Annotated in this window: 16 protein-coding genes; 2 read left to right on the forward strand and 14 right to left on the reverse strand. The window is 57.9% G+C overall.

Features of this window, described 5'->3' with window-relative positions:
* From ABGX75_RS16035 to ABGX75_RS16055, 5 genes are all read right to left on the reverse strand, one after another.
* Complete coding sequence (locus tag ABGX75_RS16035; RefSeq protein ID WP_347411022.1) at positions 1-996, reverse strand: 2-hydroxyacid dehydrogenase; 996 nt, start codon at positions 994-996, stop codon at positions 1-3.
* A 338-nt stretch (positions 997-1,334) separates the two neighbouring features.
* Complete coding sequence (gene trmB, locus ABGX75_RS16040; RefSeq protein WP_110061599.1) at positions 1,335-2,075, reverse strand: tRNA (guanosine(46)-N7)-methyltransferase TrmB; 741 nt, start codon at positions 2,073-2,075, stop codon at positions 1,335-1,337.
* A 57-nt stretch (positions 2,076-2,132) separates the two neighbouring features.
* On the reverse strand, positions 2,133-2,933 hold the full coding sequence (locus ABGX75_RS16045; protein WP_011508436.1) for a thiazole synthase: 801 nt from the start codon (positions 2,931-2,933) through the stop codon (positions 2,133-2,135).
* Between the two features lie 78 nt (positions 2,934-3,011).
* Positions 3,012-3,212: a sulfur carrier protein ThiS gene (gene thiS, locus ABGX75_RS16050; RefSeq protein WP_011508437.1), complete on the reverse strand. Its 201-nt coding sequence runs from the start codon at positions 3,210-3,212 to the stop codon at positions 3,012-3,014.
* 55 nt (positions 3,213-3,267) lie between these two features.
* Positions 3,268-4,749, reverse strand: a complete 1,482-nt coding sequence (locus tag ABGX75_RS16055; RefSeq protein ID WP_287124726.1) for a sodium:alanine symporter family protein — start codon at positions 4,747-4,749, stop codon at positions 3,268-3,270.
* Between the two features lie 177 nt (positions 4,750-4,926).
* Between ABGX75_RS16055 and ABGX75_RS16060 the strand changes: the two genes are divergently transcribed.
* Positions 4,927-5,310 carry a DUF423 domain-containing protein gene (locus ABGX75_RS16060; RefSeq protein WP_011508439.1) on the forward strand — a complete coding sequence of 128 codons (384 nt, stop codon included), beginning with the start codon at positions 4,927-4,929 and terminating at the stop codon, positions 5,308-5,310.
* Between the two features lie 28 nt (positions 5,311-5,338).
* Here the strand turns inward: ABGX75_RS16060 and ABGX75_RS16065 are convergent, their stop codons facing one another.
* The 6 genes from ABGX75_RS16065 to ABGX75_RS16090 form a co-directional block, all read right to left on the reverse strand.
* Positions 5,339-5,761: a PaaI family thioesterase gene (locus ABGX75_RS16065; RefSeq protein ID WP_347411023.1), complete on the reverse strand. Its 423-nt coding sequence runs from the start codon at positions 5,759-5,761 to the stop codon at positions 5,339-5,341.
* 184 nt (positions 5,762-5,945) lie between these two features.
* Positions 5,946-6,710, reverse strand: coding sequence for a copper resistance protein B (locus ABGX75_RS16070; protein ID WP_224113345.1), 765 nt, complete (start codon positions 6,708-6,710; stop codon positions 5,946-5,948).
* A gap of 9 nt (positions 6,711-6,719) precedes the next feature.
* Positions 6,720-8,516 carry a copper resistance system multicopper oxidase gene (locus tag ABGX75_RS16075; protein ID WP_224113346.1) on the reverse strand — a complete coding sequence of 599 codons (1,797 nt, stop codon included), beginning with the start codon at positions 8,514-8,516 and terminating at the stop codon, positions 6,720-6,722.
* A gap of 70 nt (positions 8,517-8,586) precedes the next feature.
* Positions 8,587-9,918, reverse strand: coding sequence for an ATP-binding protein (locus tag ABGX75_RS16080; RefSeq protein ID WP_287124727.1), 1,332 nt, complete (start codon positions 9,916-9,918; stop codon positions 8,587-8,589).
* Positions 9,905-10,570 carry a response regulator transcription factor gene (locus ABGX75_RS16085; protein WP_347411024.1) on the reverse strand — a complete coding sequence of 222 codons (666 nt, stop codon included), beginning with the start codon at positions 10,568-10,570 and terminating at the stop codon, positions 9,905-9,907. The genes ABGX75_RS16080 and ABGX75_RS16085 overlap by 14 nt, the downstream gene beginning before the upstream one ends.
* A 9-nt stretch (positions 10,571-10,579) precedes the next feature.
* Positions 10,580-11,056: a plastocyanin/azurin family copper-binding protein gene (locus ABGX75_RS16090; RefSeq protein ID WP_097021406.1), complete on the reverse strand. Its 477-nt coding sequence runs from the start codon at positions 11,054-11,056 to the stop codon at positions 10,580-10,582.
* A 336-nt stretch (positions 11,057-11,392) separates the two neighbouring features.
* Between ABGX75_RS16090 and ABGX75_RS16095 the strand changes: the two genes are divergently transcribed.
* Positions 11,393-11,830 (forward strand): DUF411 domain-containing protein, encoded by a 438-nt coding sequence (locus ABGX75_RS16095; protein ID WP_084075885.1) that lies wholly within the window; start codon positions 11,393-11,395, stop codon positions 11,828-11,830.
* 79 nt (positions 11,831-11,909) lie between these two features.
* Here the strand turns inward: ABGX75_RS16095 and ABGX75_RS16100 are convergent, their stop codons facing one another.
* The 3 genes from ABGX75_RS16100 to ABGX75_RS16110 form a co-directional block, all read right to left on the reverse strand.
* Entirely contained in the window at positions 11,910-12,422 is a 513-nt protein-coding gene (locus ABGX75_RS16100) for a cytochrome b/b6 domain-containing protein (protein WP_347411025.1), read from the reverse strand.
* Between the two features lie 89 nt (positions 12,423-12,511).
* The gene (locus ABGX75_RS16105) at positions 12,512-12,928 is read right to left on the reverse strand and encodes a hypothetical protein (RefSeq protein ID WP_128691521.1); all 417 of its coding nucleotides are present in this window, start codon (positions 12,926-12,928) and stop codon (positions 12,512-12,514) included.
* Between the two features lie 227 nt (positions 12,929-13,155).
* Positions 13,156-15,387 carry a malate synthase G gene (locus ABGX75_RS16110; protein WP_347411026.1) on the reverse strand — a complete coding sequence of 744 codons (2,232 nt, stop codon included), beginning with the start codon at positions 15,385-15,387 and terminating at the stop codon, positions 13,156-13,158.
* Positions 15,388-15,472: the final 85 nt, after the last annotated feature.

Consider the following 15,472-nt stretch of genomic DNA (forward strand, 5'->3'; position numbering starts at 1 on the left):
TCAATCGTCGACACGATTGGCACAAGGCGCGCCACGCTGCACGCAGGCCACGTTGTCGAGCGTGACCTCGGCGATCTCGGCCAGCGCCTCCTGGGTGAAAAATCCCTGATGCCCGGTGATCAGCACGTTGGGGAAGGTCACCAGACGCTGAAAGACATCGTCGTCGATGATGTCGTCGGAATGGTCGCGGAAGAACAACGAGGTTTCCTGCTCGTAGACATCGATGGCCAGCCCGCCCAGACGGCGCGCCTTGAGCGCGTCGACCACCGCGCGCGTATCGACCAGAGCACCGCGTGAGGTGTTGAGCAACAGGGCCCCCGGCTTCATCGCCGCCAGGGCCTCGGCATCGATCAGGTAACGCGTATCGTCCGTCAACGGGCAATGCAAGCTGATCACATCGCTCTCCGCCAGCAGGCGCCGGCGCGAGACATACTCGCCACCCAGCGTCGTGAACGCTTCGCTTGGGTAGCGGTCCTCGCCCAGCAAGCGACAGCCGAGACCGGCGAAGATGCGTGCCGTGGCCAGCCCGATGCGCCCGGTCCCGATCACCCCCACCGTCTTGCCGTGCAGCGTCATGCCCAACAAGCCCTCGAGCATGAAGTTGCCCTCGCGTACGCGATTGTAGGCCCGATGCGTGCGGCGGTTCAGCGTCAGCAGCAAGGCCAGGGCATGCTCGGCCACCGCCTCGGGCGAGTAGGCCGGCACGCGCACCACGGCGATGCCCAAGCGTGCGGCGGCCTCGATGTCGACATTGTTGAACCCGGCGCAGCGCATGGCCACGAACCCCACGCCCTGGGTCGCGAGCGCCGTCAGCACGGTGGCATCCAGGGTATCGTTGACGAAGGCGCACACGCCGTCTGCACCATGGGCCAGCACGGCACTCTCCGCGTTGAGCGCCACCTCGTGATAGCCGATCTTGAAACCATGGCGCGCATTCGCCGCCTCGAAGAAACGCCGGTCATACGGCTGGGCACTGAACATGGCGATATGCGTCACGAAAGCCTCCCGATGCACCCAAGTGAAAAATATTCTCGTTACGCTTGACGACTCAAATGAGAATGGTTTACCTTAACAACCGTGGCGCCGCCAAGCGCCACTGACCTAAGCAGCGAATGTCAGGTTCCTGCCCATGGTTATCTCCTCATCAAGCTAGTCACGGTCTTTGAAGCCGCCCGCCCGGGCGGCTTTTTTTATGCCCGTATCCGCCCCGCGCCGAGCGCGCCGGCACTGTGCCAGCGTCCTCGACTCCCTGCCGTGATCCAGATCAGGTCACCATGAAAAAAACCGCTGACGGGCAGCGGTTTTCAACGAGCAGTGGCGATCACGGGTGGCGCTCACTCCACACGGGCGTAGATCAGGTCCCACACGCCATGACCGAGCCTTTCGCCCCGGCTTTCGAACTTGGTCAACGGCCGAAATTCCGGTCGCGGCACATAAGGCGCGCTTTCGGGCGGCGCCGTGTTGCGGTAGCCCGGTGCTTCCTCCATGACCTCGACCATGTGCTCGGCGTAGGCTTCCCAATCGGTCGCCATGTGCAGATAACCTTGCGGCGCGAGACGCGTGCGCACCAGCTCGACGAACGCCGGCTGCACGATGCGACGCTTGTGATGCTTCTTCTTCGGCCAGGGGTCGGGGAAAAACAGCTGCAGCCCCGTAAGGCTCGACTCGGGCAGGCATTTGTCGAGCACTTCCAAGGCATCGTCACGATACACGCGCAGATTGGTCAAGCCGCGCTTGTCCGCTTCATCGAGCAGCTTGCCCACTCCCGGCGCATGCACCTCGATACCGATGAAATCGGTCTCGGGATTGGCGGCGGCTTGCTCGACGAGCGACTGCCCCATGCCGAAACCGATCTCGACGACGCAGGGTGCGCGGCGGCCGAAGAGCGCCTCCAGCGATTGGCGTCCCTCGGCCACACTCAGGCCCAGGCGCGGCCAGACCTCTTCGAGCCCCCGCGATTGGGCGGCGGTCATGCGTCCGGCACGCAGTACGTAGCTCTTGATGCCGCGCGGCGGGCGTCCCGGCGACTCGGGGGTCGCCGGGGCATTCTCGGAAGAAGAGGAGGAGTCACTCATGGCAAGTCTGCGTTATCGGTCACGTAGCGAAGGCGGCCGGTCAGGCCGCGCGAAAATTCAGGCGTTGATGCGCCCGGCGAAGGGCGATGACGGGCTCGCGGAGGCACGGCGCGGCATGCGCTCGGCAAGATACGCTTCGCGCCCCGCTTCGACCGCCAGTTTCATGGCGCTTGCCATGCGCACCGGCTGACGCGCATGCGCGATCGCCGAGTTGATCAGCACGCCGGCACAGCCCATTTCCATGGCCAGGGCGGCATCCGAGGGCGTCCCGATGCCGGCATCGACGAGGATCGGCACTTCGGCGTTGTCGAGAATGATCGCCAGGGACGTCGGGTTGAGCAGACCGTGCCCCGAGCCGATCAATGACCCCAGCGGCATCACCGCGCAACAGCCCAGGCGTTCGAGCTCCTTGGCGACGATCGGGTCGTCGCTGGTGTACACCATGACATCGAAGCCATCGTTGACCAGCGTTTCGGCAGCCTTGAGAGTCTCGACCACGTTGGGGTAGAGCGTGCCGTCGTCACCGAGCACCTCGAGCTTGACCAGGTTGTGGCCATCCAGCAGCTCGCGGGCCAGCTTGCAGGTACGCACTGCATCCTTGGCGGTATAGCATCCCGCCGTGTTGGGCAGGATCGTATAGCGGCTCGGCGGCACGGCATCGAGCAGGTTGGGCTCATCGGGATTCTGGCCCATGTTGGTGCGACGCACCGCGACGGTGACGATCTCGGCACCACTCGCCTCGACGGCGGCGGCGGTCTCGTCGAAGTCCCGGTATTTGCCGGTACCCACCAGCAGGCGCGACGCGAAGGTGCGGCCGGCGACGGTCAGTGGAATATCCTGGCGCGGATCTGCTGACATGACGAACCTCTTGGCGAACAGGAAAGTCGCCGCACGGCGGCGGCAAGGGCGAACACCGGCATTACGCCGGCGGCCGAATCAGCCACCGCCGATGGCATGCACGATTTCCACGCAATCCCCGGGGGTCAGGCGCGTCTCGGCATGCTGGCTGCGGGGCACGATCTCTTCATTGACTTCGACGGCGATGCGACGTCCGGTCAAGGCAAGCTGATCGACCAGCTCGCTGACCGTCAACTCGGATGCGAACTCGCGGCGCTCGCCGTTGAGCTGAATGTGCATAACGGCCTCTCACATCGTTGGGGAGAGACCGTCATTGTAACGCCAAATGCCGTGCTCAAGAATCCTTGGGCGGCCACACGTCGGCATCCACTTGCTCGGGACGCTTGAGCACCTTGGGATCGAAGCGCGGCTCGCGCACGCCCTCGCGCCGCTGGCGCTCGTAATCCTTGAGCACGCGCATGGCGATCGGCGCCAGGATCAGGATCGCGATCAGGTTGGTGGTCGCCATCAGTCCCATGGAAAGATCGGCGAAGTCCCATACGAAGGTCAGCTGCGACACCGAGCCGATCATCACCATGGCCAGCACGGCCAGGCGCAACGCTTGTACCGCGCCCTTGGCATGGCGCTTGAACATGTACTCGATATTGACCGTGGCGAACGAGAAGTTGGCGATGATCGAGGTAAAGGCGAACAGCAGGATGGCCACGGCGATGAAGATCTCGCCGAAGCCGCCGAAGTGATCCGCCATGGCGTCCTGGGTGAGCTGGATGCCCACGATGTCCTGTCCCGGCGAGTTCGCCATCAGCGTCTCGTAGACACCGGAAAGCAGGATCACCACCGCCGTGCAGCTGCAGATCACCAGGGTATCGACGAACACGCCGAACGACTGTACCAGCCCCTGCGCCGCGGGATGCTTGACGTTGGCCTGGGCCGCCGCGTTTGGCGCCGAGCCCATGCCGGCCTCGTTGGAAAACAGGCCGCGCTTGATGCCGTTTTCCATTGCCGTCTTGATGGCGTAGCCGGCCGCGCCGCCCACTGCCGGCCCGTAGCCGAAGGCACTCTTGATGATCAATGCCAGCATCTCCGGCACCTCGGTGATGTTGACCGCCAGCACCACCAACGCGACCAGCAGGTAGGCGACGGCCATCACGGGCACGATCTTCTCCGCCGTGCGTGCGATGGACTTGAGCCCGCCGTAGATGACCACGGCCACGACACCGACCAGAATCAACCCGGTCAGCCAGTTGGGCATGCCGAAGGCCTGGTTCATGCCCTGAGCGATGGTGTTGGCCTGGGCGCCGTTGAACGCCAGGCCGTAGGCGACCAGCAGGAAGAAGGCGAACAGCAGACTCATCCATCGCCAGCCGAGCGTGCGCTCGATGTAATAGGCGGGCCCGCCACGGAAGACGCCATCCTCGTGGCGCTTCTTGTAGACCTGGGCCAGGGTCGACTCGACGAACGAGGTGGCGAACCCGACCAGGGCGGTCACCCACATCCAGAAGATCGCGCCCGGGCCCCCGACCCACAGCGCGATGGCCACGCCGGCCAGGTTGCCGGTGCCCACACGCGCCGCCAGCGACGTCGCGAAGGCCTGAAAGCCGCTGACGCCTTCGCCGGCGCCCCGGCTGTTGAAGGTCACGCGCGCCATATGCCCGAACAGGCGAAATTGCATGCCGCGCGTCAGCACGGTGAACAACACCCCCGCGCCCAGCAGAAGATAAACGAGGATGTATGACCAGATGAAATCGCTGACAGGGGTCATCACCGCATAGATGGCGTCATGCAGCGATGCGACGAGGCTGGCAAGAGAGTCCATGGATTAACGCTCCATTGTGATTCTTGAGATCGGCAAGGCCGCGACGATACGCCATACCGCAACGCTTGTCATGGCGTAAGCGACGCCATAGGGTAAGCACCAGCGCGGCGATGCCGGGCCCCTCGCCCCCGGTGCTCGCTCACCGTCTCAGCATAGGTCAGTCACATGGGATGCAACATGCACAAGCGTCGTGGATGGACACTCGTCGCCCTAAGCGGCTTGGTCGTGGTCATGGCAGGCGCCTTCGGCGCCCACGCGCTGGGCGACATGCTTCCCCCCGCACGACTCGACGCCTTCACCACCGGCGTGCGCTATCAGGCGTGGCATACCCTGGCCGCCATGGCGGTGCTCCTGTGGCACGCGCAGCACCCTCTGAGGGGCCAGACAACCGTGCTCTGGCTGTGGGGGCTGGGCATGGCGGCGTTTTCCGGCTCGCTGTACCTGCTGGCCCTGACAGGCGCCCATTGGCTGGGGCCCATCACGCCGTTCGGTGGTCTGTTGCTGATGGCCGGCTGGCTGACGCTGGCGATATGCGCCTGGCGTCAGCGCCCCGCTCACTGAGACCTCGCCCCCCACGTCCCAGACGCGCTCAATCGTCATCGCTCTCGTCGGGCAAGGCATAGGTCGCGGTGACGGTTGCCACCGGTTCCTCATCGCCGGCGGGGAACAAACGCACTTCGCCGACCGCCAGGCGCTGGCCCAGCTTGACGATGTGCGCATTGGCGATGAGATCGCGATCGCCGCGGGCGCGGCGCAGGAAGTGGCAGCTGAAGTCCGTGGTCACCGCCATCGGCTCCGGGCCGATCTGGGCCAGAATCGTCACGTACAGGCAGACGTCCGCCAGCCCCATCAGCGTCGGCCCCGAAATGCAGCCCCCGGGCCGCAAGTGCTCATCCTCGATGGCCAGGCTCATGGTCGCGCGCATCTCGCCCACCCCTTCGATGGTGCCCTGGCGGTGCGGAAAGACCTCGTCGAGAAATTCCTCGATGGCGGCGGCGGTCATCACGGTCATGGCAAGTTCTCCCCTGGCAACGGTGCTCGAGACGGCGGCGCAGTGGTCAAGATAGCGCAACATCACCCGAACACACACTACCGTGCGGCCCTCACCGTCTCACCTTCTCCTAAAACGGATTTGCGCCAGAGCTCATGCACCTCCTACAACACCACCTGACATTACCCTGAATCCGCCGGATGGCTTATAAGATTAACCTGACGCCCGCAACTACGCCGGTATCTTCGGTACTCTCCCCACCCTCACGGGACAAATCAGCAGTATCGCCATACTCTTTTTCCCAGTAAGCGCCTACGTAAGGCGCGACGCGGCGGGTCACCTCATAACCCAAACGCATGCCGACACGCACGGAGTTCAGCCCTTCGCCCACGCCAAATTCTTCGACTTCATTGGCGGCCATGGCGATTTCCGTGCGTGGCTGTACATAGAGTCGCTGAGTAAGTCGAAAGTCATATTCTCCCTCGAAACTAGCGGATACATCTCCTTCGTCACTCACTTGCAAGGCTACATCGGTCTCAATTTCATATGGCATAACCCCTTGCAACCCAACGACACCGTAGGTTCGCTCTTCATGATCATCAGAGAACACACCCCCTTGGTAACCCACGCCACCCTGCAGCTCCCAAAAATCGGCAATCAACCGGCTATAGAGTAGCTCCAGGGACTCAAACTCGGCGTCTTCACCGTCTCCCTGAATATTTTCACCTTCCGATTTTACGTACATACGGTTAACGTCGCTGCCGTACCACCCCTGGAAGTCCCATACCATGGCATCCTTACCATTCTCCGGAATACTATATTCAAGCCGATCAAATTGTGCCGTGCCTTGATTATGCTCCACGATAGGGGATGGCCAGCCATCAGGAGCATCGTAACCATCATCAGCTTTAGCCAAGGAAGCAAAGATGAATGCCGCACTCACACCCACGAGGTAAAGTTTTATCTTCATACTGCCTCCTCAAGAAACCTGAACAACGCGGAACATGCCAGCTTCCATGTGGTAAAGAAGGTGACAGTGAAAAGCCCAGCTTCCTTCCGCATCTGCCGTGATAAGCGCGGAGACCCGCTCACCGGGCTTCACGTTCAGGGTATGCTTGCGTGGAATTAACTCACCCTGGCCGTTTTCCAGCTCCATCCACATACCGTGAAGATGAATGGGGTGCTCCATCATGGTGTCATTGATCAAGATCAGGCGCAGACGCTCATCCTTTTCAAAGTGGATAGGGCCTGAGACTTCGCTGAATTTCTTGCCATCGAACGACCACATGTAGCGTTCCATGTTGCCGGTCAAATGCAGCTCCAGCTCGCGGCCGGGGCCGCGCCGGTCAGGCCATGGGGTGAAGGCTTTCAGGTCGCGGTAGACCAGCATACGGCGCTCGTCGGGGTCGATGCCGATGCCTGCCTCGCCATAGCGTGAGCCCGGCTGGGCCTCACCGGCCACAAGCATGCCATTCTCGCGCGTCTTGGCTTTTTCTTTCGCCATGCCGTCGCCGCTGCCGTGGTCCATGCCCTCCATGTCTCCGCCGGACATATTGGAGTGGTCCATGCCCTCCATGTCATCTCTGGACATGCCGGAATGATCCATTCCTTTCATGCCCACCATTGCGCCAGCTGCCATCCCTTCCATCCCGCGGTCGGCAATTTGGCGGCGCTTGGGGATTTCAGCCTGCATGCCATCACGTGGGGCCAGGGTGGCACGGGCGTAGCCGCTGCGATCCATTGATTCAGCAAAGATCGTATAAGCTTGATCGTCTTCGGGGGAGACCAGCACGTCGTAGGTCTCGGCCACACCAATGCGGAATTCGTCCACAGGCACGGGTTGCACTGGCTGGCCATCGGCGGCTACCACGGTCATTTTCAGGCCGGGAATGCGCACATCGAAATACGACATCGCCGAACCGTTAATCACTCGAAGGCGCACGCGCTCACCCGCCTTGAACAACGCCGTCCAGTTCTCCTCGGGGGCGCGGCCATTTAGTAGATAAGTGTAAGTGCTACCAGTCACATCGGCGATATCTCGCGAGCTCATGCGCATTTTTGCCCACATTTGGCGCATTTCCACCGTGTCTGAAAAGCCTTTACGCCGAACATCGGCAAAAAAATCAGCGAGAGTGCGTTCCTGAAAGTTGTAAAACCCTTCCATTGTCTTCAGGTTGCGAAATACCGACGCAGGATTTTCGAAGGTCCAATCAGTCAACAGAAGCACATGCTCGCGATCATAACGAAAGGGCTCCGGTTCGGCAGCGTCGATGATCAGAGGGCCAGCATGACCAAGCTGCTCCTGAAGCCCCGAGTGGCTGTGATACCAGTAGGTCCCGTTTTGCTGTACCGGGAAGCGGTAGGTAAAGGTCTCACCAGGCGCGATGCCTGCAAAGCTGATGCCGGGCACACCATCCATGCCGGGTGGCAGGATCATGCCGTGCCAATGAATGGACGTGGATTCCTCAAGCAGATTGGTGACCCGTAGTACAGCGTCTTGGCCTTCCTTCAAGCGAATCAAAGGCCCTGGGCTAGTGCCATTAATGGTAATAGGCCGCGCCTCTTGTCCAGCAACAGGCAAGGACTCACGGCGAATGGACAAGGACACGTTAGGCCCTTCTTCGCTCTCATAGGAATATGTAGTACTCCTGCCCCATGGATTGGCCCAGGCTGGACTCAACCCCAAAGCAGCAGCAGATCCCAATCCGAGGGCAGCTCCTCCTTTTAGCACCTGGCGGCGCGAGAAAGGGCGCGATACAACAGGTGAGCGTGCCATGTGCAACTCCCATTAGGTTTTACATAGCTTGATCCTGCCAGAACAAGCTGAATCAAAACTGAACGAACTGTTACCTCGCTACCTCGGCGAAGGGTAGAATCACCTCTGCGTGCAGACCACCAAGTGAGCTATGAGAAAATTGTGCGTATCCGGCATAGCGCGCAGCTAGCTGAGTCAATATGGACAATCCCAAGCCATACCCCGGATGGCGCTCGTCCAAACGCTTGCCCCGCTCGCCCAACCTAGGCAAATCGCTTTCCGCCACACCAGGACCATCATCATCGATGATTATCACCAAAGTTTCTGTTAACAACCTTATATCGCAGCAGATATAGTGTTTTGCCCATTTGCCTCCATTATCTAATAGTATCCCGAGCATTTCCGCAAAATCATGAGGCTCTACGGGCACCTGATCCCGGTCAACACTGGAATATGTTATCTGGAACTCCTTATCAGGATAAAGGCCACGAAACATGTCTATAAGGCGAGAGCTATCGTTCATTAAATGAGTCACTCTCCCCATATTGGGACCCGCTATTCGAGAGCGGCGCAGCTCAGCATCAAGCTGAGCATTAATATTTTCTATTCTTACGAGAAGCTTGAGGCGGCGATCATCATTAATTGGCCGATTCCCACGAAGCACCTGTGTCACGGCAGCCAATGGTGTCTTCAACGCGTGAGAAAGATTGGCCGCCGACTCACGTGAGCGCTGTAAACGTGAATCTATATCATCCATGAACCGGTTGAGCTGCTCGACGAGGGCATTCAATTCAGAAGGTGCCAGTACTGAAAACCGTCGACGCTTCCCCGCTTGTAGTGCATCCAACTGTTCTCGTAATTCTCTCAATGGCTTCAAGCCACGATTGACTGCCAACATGTTAAGCACTATCAATACTATCAACAATGCTCCTGCGACCGCCCCCACCCACCAATGTAAAGCTGAAAGCCCAGCCTCCACCTGTGAAAAGTCTTCTCCAATAAGCAACACGCCGTTACTATCTTCCCAGCTAAAATGGCGACGATAGACCAGTAAGTGGCGCCCCCCTTCTTCTACTTCTACCAAGGAATCACGGTCGCTTGCGAGCAGTGGAGAAAGCCTTGTCCGCCACTTCGGATCCGAGGCACTAACACTACCGCCAATGGATAGTACATACAGGTGGTGAAAAACTTGATAGCTTTGGCTTACAGACTGTAATGACTCGGGGACCAAGGAGCGTTCTTCACCCAGCTGAGAAACAGCATGATCAGCCTCCCTACGAAGACGCTCACCAAGAAAATCCTTGGCAATATTTTCCAAAAAAAAGCCATGCATCAGCCATGTTACGACCACTACTACAAGCGCTACGCTTCCTAGCCAAGCTAGCAGGCGAAACCGCAGACTGTGCCAATCAATGCGATACAAATAAGTACCCCTGGCCGCGACGTGTTTGTATCAATTCCTTACCTAAATACCGGCGCAGCCGGGCAATATATACCTCCACCAGATTAGATTCAGCTGCATCTTGTTCAAGCGCGTAAAGTTGATCGAGCAAATGATCTTTAGAATGCACACGATCGGGGTGGTGCATCAGGTAACGCAACAGTCGATATTCAGTTGCCGTTAGCGAACGCCAAGGAAGACTTTCTGTACAAACTGATTGCCCAGCCTCATCTAAAGAAACCCCATTAACTGTCAGTATTTGAGACACACTTCCAGAGCGGCGTCTAAGCAATGCTTTAAGCCTCGCCAATAACTCGGCCTCATGAAATGGCTTTGTCAAATAATCATCTGCACCAGTTTCTAACCCGGACACTTTATCTTCCCAAGTATCCCTTGCCGTAAGAACCAAAATAGGCATGCCAACCTTTTGCTTACGCCAATGTGCAATCAAGTCAAGGCCAGAGCCATCCGGCAGGCCAATATCGATAACAGCCAGTTCATAACACTCGGTTGCCACAAGTGACGTGGCCGCTTTTATCGAGTCGGCCACGTCAACGAGGTAACCGTTGTCCTTCAAGCTTTCCGCCAGGCTTTCGGAAAGCAGATCATCATCTTCGAGAAGCAACAGTCTCATATATTCACATCATTTTACTGTAACATTACCATACATGCCTGACTCATAATGCCCTGGGATGTTGCAGGCATACTCTAAGCTTTTATCACTGTCAGGAGCTGTCCAAACCAGCTCTTTGGTCTCACCGGGTTCAATGGTCACCGAAGCCATGCCATCACCACCTTCCGACATATGGTGTCCCCCATCGCCTTCACTCATTTCTTGCATCATATCACGATGTTCCTCTTGAGCAGACTCGTCTCCGATTGTGAACTCGTGTTCTATACTACCCGTGTTAGTGATCTCGAATTTAATGGTTTCCCCGGTAGAGGCCTCAATGTCCTCAGGATCAAACCACATGTCTCCCGCTTCCACCGTGATGGTGCGATCAACGTCAGCGTCACTCACCTTTTCGCTATTTCCATGCCCGGCCGAGGCCCAGGAAGCCGCCGCCAGCGTACTCAACGAGATTGCCAAAAGGCTTGATACCAGATGCTTCTTATACATCAGTGTTCTCCTACAAAAGTGGATGTCTACCCTTTATAGAGGCACAACCTGAAATGATCCTGAATACATCTACTTAGTTTGCTAACAAAAAGCCATGATCATTTCTACAGCTTGACCTTTGGGCTACACAAAGGCTGTACTCTTTACCTTAGGATAGCACTGCCAAGAGGAGCACTGCCAAGAGGATTTTCATGATGAATTCAGAATGTTTCGCTTTAATGGGTTCAATGGGATGGATAGGGTGGCTTATGCCACTAACATTACTGTTACTTATTGGGTTGAGCATTGCTTCTCTCATTAAGTATCTCTTCAGGCGTCCTCATTAAGGATACAGCCATGAAACGACTCCTTGCTCCACTACTGGCATGTAGCTTCTTGGCAACAACGGCCGTGTCGGCAAACGACCTACCTGCCGAGGCAACTCTTTACAAAGATCCAAGGTGCGACTGTTGCACGGCTTATGCACATTACCTTGAAACGCAAGATGTCAAGATCACGATCGTAGATGATGTTGCTCTGGATAGTATCAAGAAGCAAGCAGGAGTGCCCAAGAACCTGGCTTCATGCCATACCCTTGAAATGGGTAAGTATTGGATCGAGGGCCACGTTCCTAAGAAAGCACTAGCAACGCTTTTCTCTAAACAACCAGATATAAATGGCATCGGCCTTGCCGGCATGCCGAAAGGATCCCCAGGCATGCCCGGGGCTCAAGAAGCACCCTTTGAAATCTATGAATTTAAAAATAATAAAAACCATTCTTTCATGACTTTTTAGAAAATATTTTCATCGCAGCCTGGCTTTTAGAGGGGAGCAGCTCCCCTCCTTTTTACACCCGACAAAATCTTAACCGAAGCTATTTCTTTTTCCCTATCATTTTTTCCCAAGTTCCGTCACGATGCACTAGGCGATGCAATATCGCCATAAACACATGTCCTGCAATCAACGCTGTCAGTATATAAGCAAGTGGGCCATGCAGCTCCTGAAAAATCGTATCCCATTTTGTGTCAAGACCTTTTGTCAGAAGAGTATCAAAAACTAAAACGGGATAACCTTGCAATAAGCCACTCAACGGGATAGCGATCAGAACAACGTATATACTAAAATGCCCAAACCTTGCCATTACACTTCTACTTCGTGGCCTATGCTTTCTCTGCACCAACAACCAGATCATACGGAGCAACATTACCCCCAAAATAGAAACCCCTATCGTCATATGCCACGGCTGTACATATTGGCTGAAAATATTTTTGGGGGCCAAGCTGCGCATATATACATCGATTAACTGCACAATCACTAATATAGCAGTTATCCAATGTAATACGCGACTAACAACGCCATAGTATTTATATGAGTCCGTTGCCTTCATTATCCACACCCTATGCTATTTTAGGATTGCACCTTATAAGAAGAACCGGCCAACTCCAGTCAGCCGGCCCTTAATTTACCATGCATCACTTATTGATATTGGGTGTGGAGCTGGTAGGTATTCCGACTTTCATGAGCGCCTCCCATGGTAGTACTTCCAGTAACCATAAGCTGATAATCTCCTGGCTCTAATGACCTGACAAGAGAAAAGTGCCCATCAGGATCTGACGCTGTGGCAACCATTTCTCCTGATGCGTCATAGAGCACCGCCCTCAGATAGTTTCCACGGCTAGAACTACCAGCATAGTGCTCACTTGTTACTGTTAAAGTAGTCGGCTTATCAATAGACACAGCATATCGGTTTTCGTTGCCATTGCTAATCATCTGACTCGATGAAATACCATCTTCTAGCGCGGGAACGCCACCATCATGACCAACGCTCGCAACAGCAGGAATTGCTAACACGCTGGAGATAAGAGCTGTCAATGCAATCATTTTCACTTTCATGGCACACCTCATTTCATTGGGTACAAATACTTTATATCCCATAAAGCTGAAATGAGTATTAAAAACACCCTTACACTATGCGGCAGCCATGTGCAGCCTGACGAGCGACGTAGCTCGCCAAACTTTTGCGTTCAAAAGCGGCAAAAATTCTGACATGACAGAAAACGGGATGCCAGGTTCAGATGATGAGCGCCGAGAAAAGAGTTAGCCTCGGCGCCCAGCTCAGATCAACCCAACTTTGCCTTGTGCACCGCGCGCCAGTGATGCAGCAGCGGCTCGGTGTAGCCGGCGGGCTGCTCACGCCCCTTGAAGATCAGGTCGGATGCCGCCTGAAAGGCGCAGGACTCCGCCAGGTGCGAGGTCATCGGCGTATAGTCGGGATCGTGGGCATTCTGGTCGTCGACCACCTTGGCCATGCGCTCCAGCGTCTCGCGTACCCGTGCCTCGCTGACGATGCCGTGATGCAGCCAGTTGGCAATGTGCTGACTGGAGATACGCAACGTCGCGCGATCCTCCATCAGCCCCACGTCGTGGATGTCCGGCACCTTGGAGCAGCCCACGCCATGCTCGACCCAGCGCACCACATAACCGAGGATACCCTGACAGTTGTTATCCAGCTCCTGCTGAATCTCGTCGTCGGACCAGCTCGGGTTCTTGTTAGCGCCCGAAGCCGCGCTTTCGACCACCGGCACGGTGAGCAGATCGTCGAGAAAGTCGCCACCGGGCTTGGCCTCCAGTTCACGCTGAATCGTCGCGACATCGACCTGATGGTAGTGCAGGGCATGCAGCACGGCGGCGGTGGGTGACGGCACCCAGGCCGTGGTCGCACCGGCCTGGGGATGCCCGATCTTCTGCTCGAGCATCGCTGCCATCAGCTCCGGCATGGCCCACATGCCCTTGCCGATCTGCGCCCGGCCGCGCAGGCCGCACGCCAAGCCGGTCTGGACATTGTTCTTTTCGTAGGCCGCGATCCACTTGGTGCCCTTCATCTCCCCCTTGCGCAGCATGGGGCCGGCTTCCATGGCGGTGTGCATCTCGTCGCCGGTACGGTCGAGGAAGCCGGTGTTGATGAACGCCACGCGGGACGACGCCTCGTGAATGCACGCATCGAGGTTGATCGAGGTACGCCGTTCCTCGTCCATGATGCCCATCTTGAGGGTATCGCGCGGCAGGCCCAGCATGTCTTCGATGCGCATGAACAGGCTGTTGGCGAAGGCCACTTCCCTGGGGCCGTGCATCTTGGGCTTGACGATATAGACCGATCCCGTCCGGCTATTACGCTTGGCCTCCGGTGCCGTGGCGGACGGGGCTGCGCCGTCGCCTTTCTTGAGGTCGTGAATCGCCAGCAGACTGGTGACCACGCCATCCAGCATTCCCTCGGGAATCTCGTTGCCATCGCCATCGAGCACGGCCGGCGTGGTCATCAGATGGCCGACATTGCGCACGAACAGCAAAGAGCGTCCGGGCAGGCGCAACTCGCCACCGCCGGGGACCGTGTAGTCGCGGTCCGGATTGAGGGCGCGCGTCACCGTCTTGCCGCCCTTGTCGAAGCGCTCCTCGAGGTCGCCCTTCATCAGCCCCAGCCAGTTGCGATAGACCAGCGTCTTGTCGTCGGCGTCCACGGCCGCCACGGAGTCCTCGCAGTCCATGATGGTGCTCACCGCCGCCTCGACCAGCACGTCCTTGACGTGGGCCGGATCGGTCTTGCCGATGGGGTGGGTGGCGTCGAACTGGACTTCCAGATGCAGGCCATGATTGGCGAGCAGCACCGCCGTGGGCGCCTGTGCCTCGCCTCGGTAACCAACCAGTTGCGCAGGATCGGCCAGCCCCGTCTCACCGCCGCCCTGCAGGCTCACCACCAGCTTGCCGTCACGCAGAGCATAAGCGCTCGCCTCGGCATGCGTGCCCTCGGCCAGGGGGGCTGCCTGGTCGAGCACACCGCGTGCGTAGGCGATGACCTTTTCGCCACGCTTGGGGTTGTAGCCCTGGCTTTTTTCGGCGCCGTCCGTCTCGGGAATCACGTCGGTGCCGTAGAGCGCGTCGTAAAGGCTGCCCCAGCGCGCATTGGCGGCATTGAGGGCATAACGCGCGTTGCTTACCGGCACCACCAGCTGGGGCCCCGCCTGCACGGCGATCTCGTCATCGACATTGGCGGTGGTGGCCTGCACCTTGGCCGGCGCCTCGACCAGATAACCGATGTCCTTCAGGAAGGCACGATATGCGGCCATGTCCCGCACCGGCCCGGGGTTCGCCTTGTGCCAGGCGTCCAGTTCGTCCTGCAGTCGCTCGCGCTCGGCCAGCAGGTCACGGTTGGTGGGCATGAGCTCGTGGACCAGGGCATCGAACCCGGCCCAGAAGGCCTCGGGGTCGACGCCCGTTCCCGGCAACGCTTCGTCGTTGATGAAACGGTCGAGCTGGCTGGCCACCTGCAAACGATGGCGTGTCGTACGGTCTGTCATGCGGCTCTCCTCGGGCATCGCCTCAAACGTGGAAAATAATTCCACAAATTAGACCGAAATGGGCGTCCTGTCATCTCCCCCATTG

This window comes from Chromohalobacter sp. (assembly GCF_039830575.1).
Taxonomy (GTDB): Bacteria; Pseudomonadota; Gammaproteobacteria; order Pseudomonadales; family Halomonadaceae; genus Chromohalobacter; species Chromohalobacter israelensis.

What these genes read in the sequence shown, in the direction of transcription:
- trmB (WP_110061599.1), bottom strand. Translation starts at nt 2,075, where the DNA reads ATGAGTGACTCCTCCTCTTCTTCCGAGAATGCCCCGGCGACCCCCGAG.
- ABGX75_RS16055 (WP_287124726.1), bottom strand. Translation starts at nt 4,749, where the DNA reads ATGGACTCTCTTGCCAGCCTCGTCGCATCGCTGCATGACGCCATCTAT.
- ABGX75_RS16105 (WP_128691521.1), bottom strand. Translation starts at nt 12,928, where the DNA reads ATGAAAGTGAAAATGATTGCATTGACAGCTCTTATCTCCAGCGTGTTA.
- ABGX75_RS16060 (WP_011508439.1), top strand. Translation starts at nt 4,927, where the DNA reads ATGCACAAGCGTCGTGGATGGACACTCGTCGCCCTAAGCGGCTTGGTC.
- thiS (WP_011508437.1), bottom strand. Translation starts at nt 3,212, where the DNA reads ATGCACATTCAGCTCAACGGCGAGCGCCGCGAGTTCGCATCCGAGTTG.
- ABGX75_RS16090 (WP_097021406.1), bottom strand. Translation starts at nt 11,056, where the DNA reads ATGTATAAGAAGCATCTGGTATCAAGCCTTTTGGCAATCTCGTTGAGT.
- ABGX75_RS16085 (WP_347411024.1), bottom strand. Translation starts at nt 10,570, where the DNA reads ATGAGACTGTTGCTTCTCGAAGATGATGATCTGCTTTCCGAAAGCCTG.
- ABGX75_RS16110 (WP_347411026.1), bottom strand. Translation starts at nt 15,387, where the DNA reads ATGACAGACCGTACGACACGCCATCGTTTGCAGGTGGCCAGCCAGCTC.
- ABGX75_RS16100 (WP_347411025.1), bottom strand. Translation starts at nt 12,422, where the DNA reads ATGAAGGCAACGGACTCATATAAATACTATGGCGTTGTTAGTCGCGTA.
- ABGX75_RS16065 (WP_347411023.1), bottom strand. Translation starts at nt 5,761, where the DNA reads ATGACCGTGATGACCGCCGCCGCCATCGAGGAATTTCTCGACGAGGTC.
- ABGX75_RS16070 (WP_224113345.1), bottom strand. Translation starts at nt 6,710, where the DNA reads ATGAAGATAAAACTTTACCTCGTGGGTGTGAGTGCGGCATTCATCTTT.
- ABGX75_RS16075 (WP_224113346.1), bottom strand. Translation starts at nt 8,516, where the DNA reads ATGGCACGCTCACCTGTTGTATCGCGCCCTTTCTCGCGCCGCCAGGTG.
- ABGX75_RS16095 (WP_084075885.1), top strand. Translation starts at nt 11,393, where the DNA reads ATGAAACGACTCCTTGCTCCACTACTGGCATGTAGCTTCTTGGCAACA.
- ABGX75_RS16045 (WP_011508436.1), bottom strand. Translation starts at nt 2,933, where the DNA reads ATGTCAGCAGATCCGCGCCAGGATATTCCACTGACCGTCGCCGGCCGC.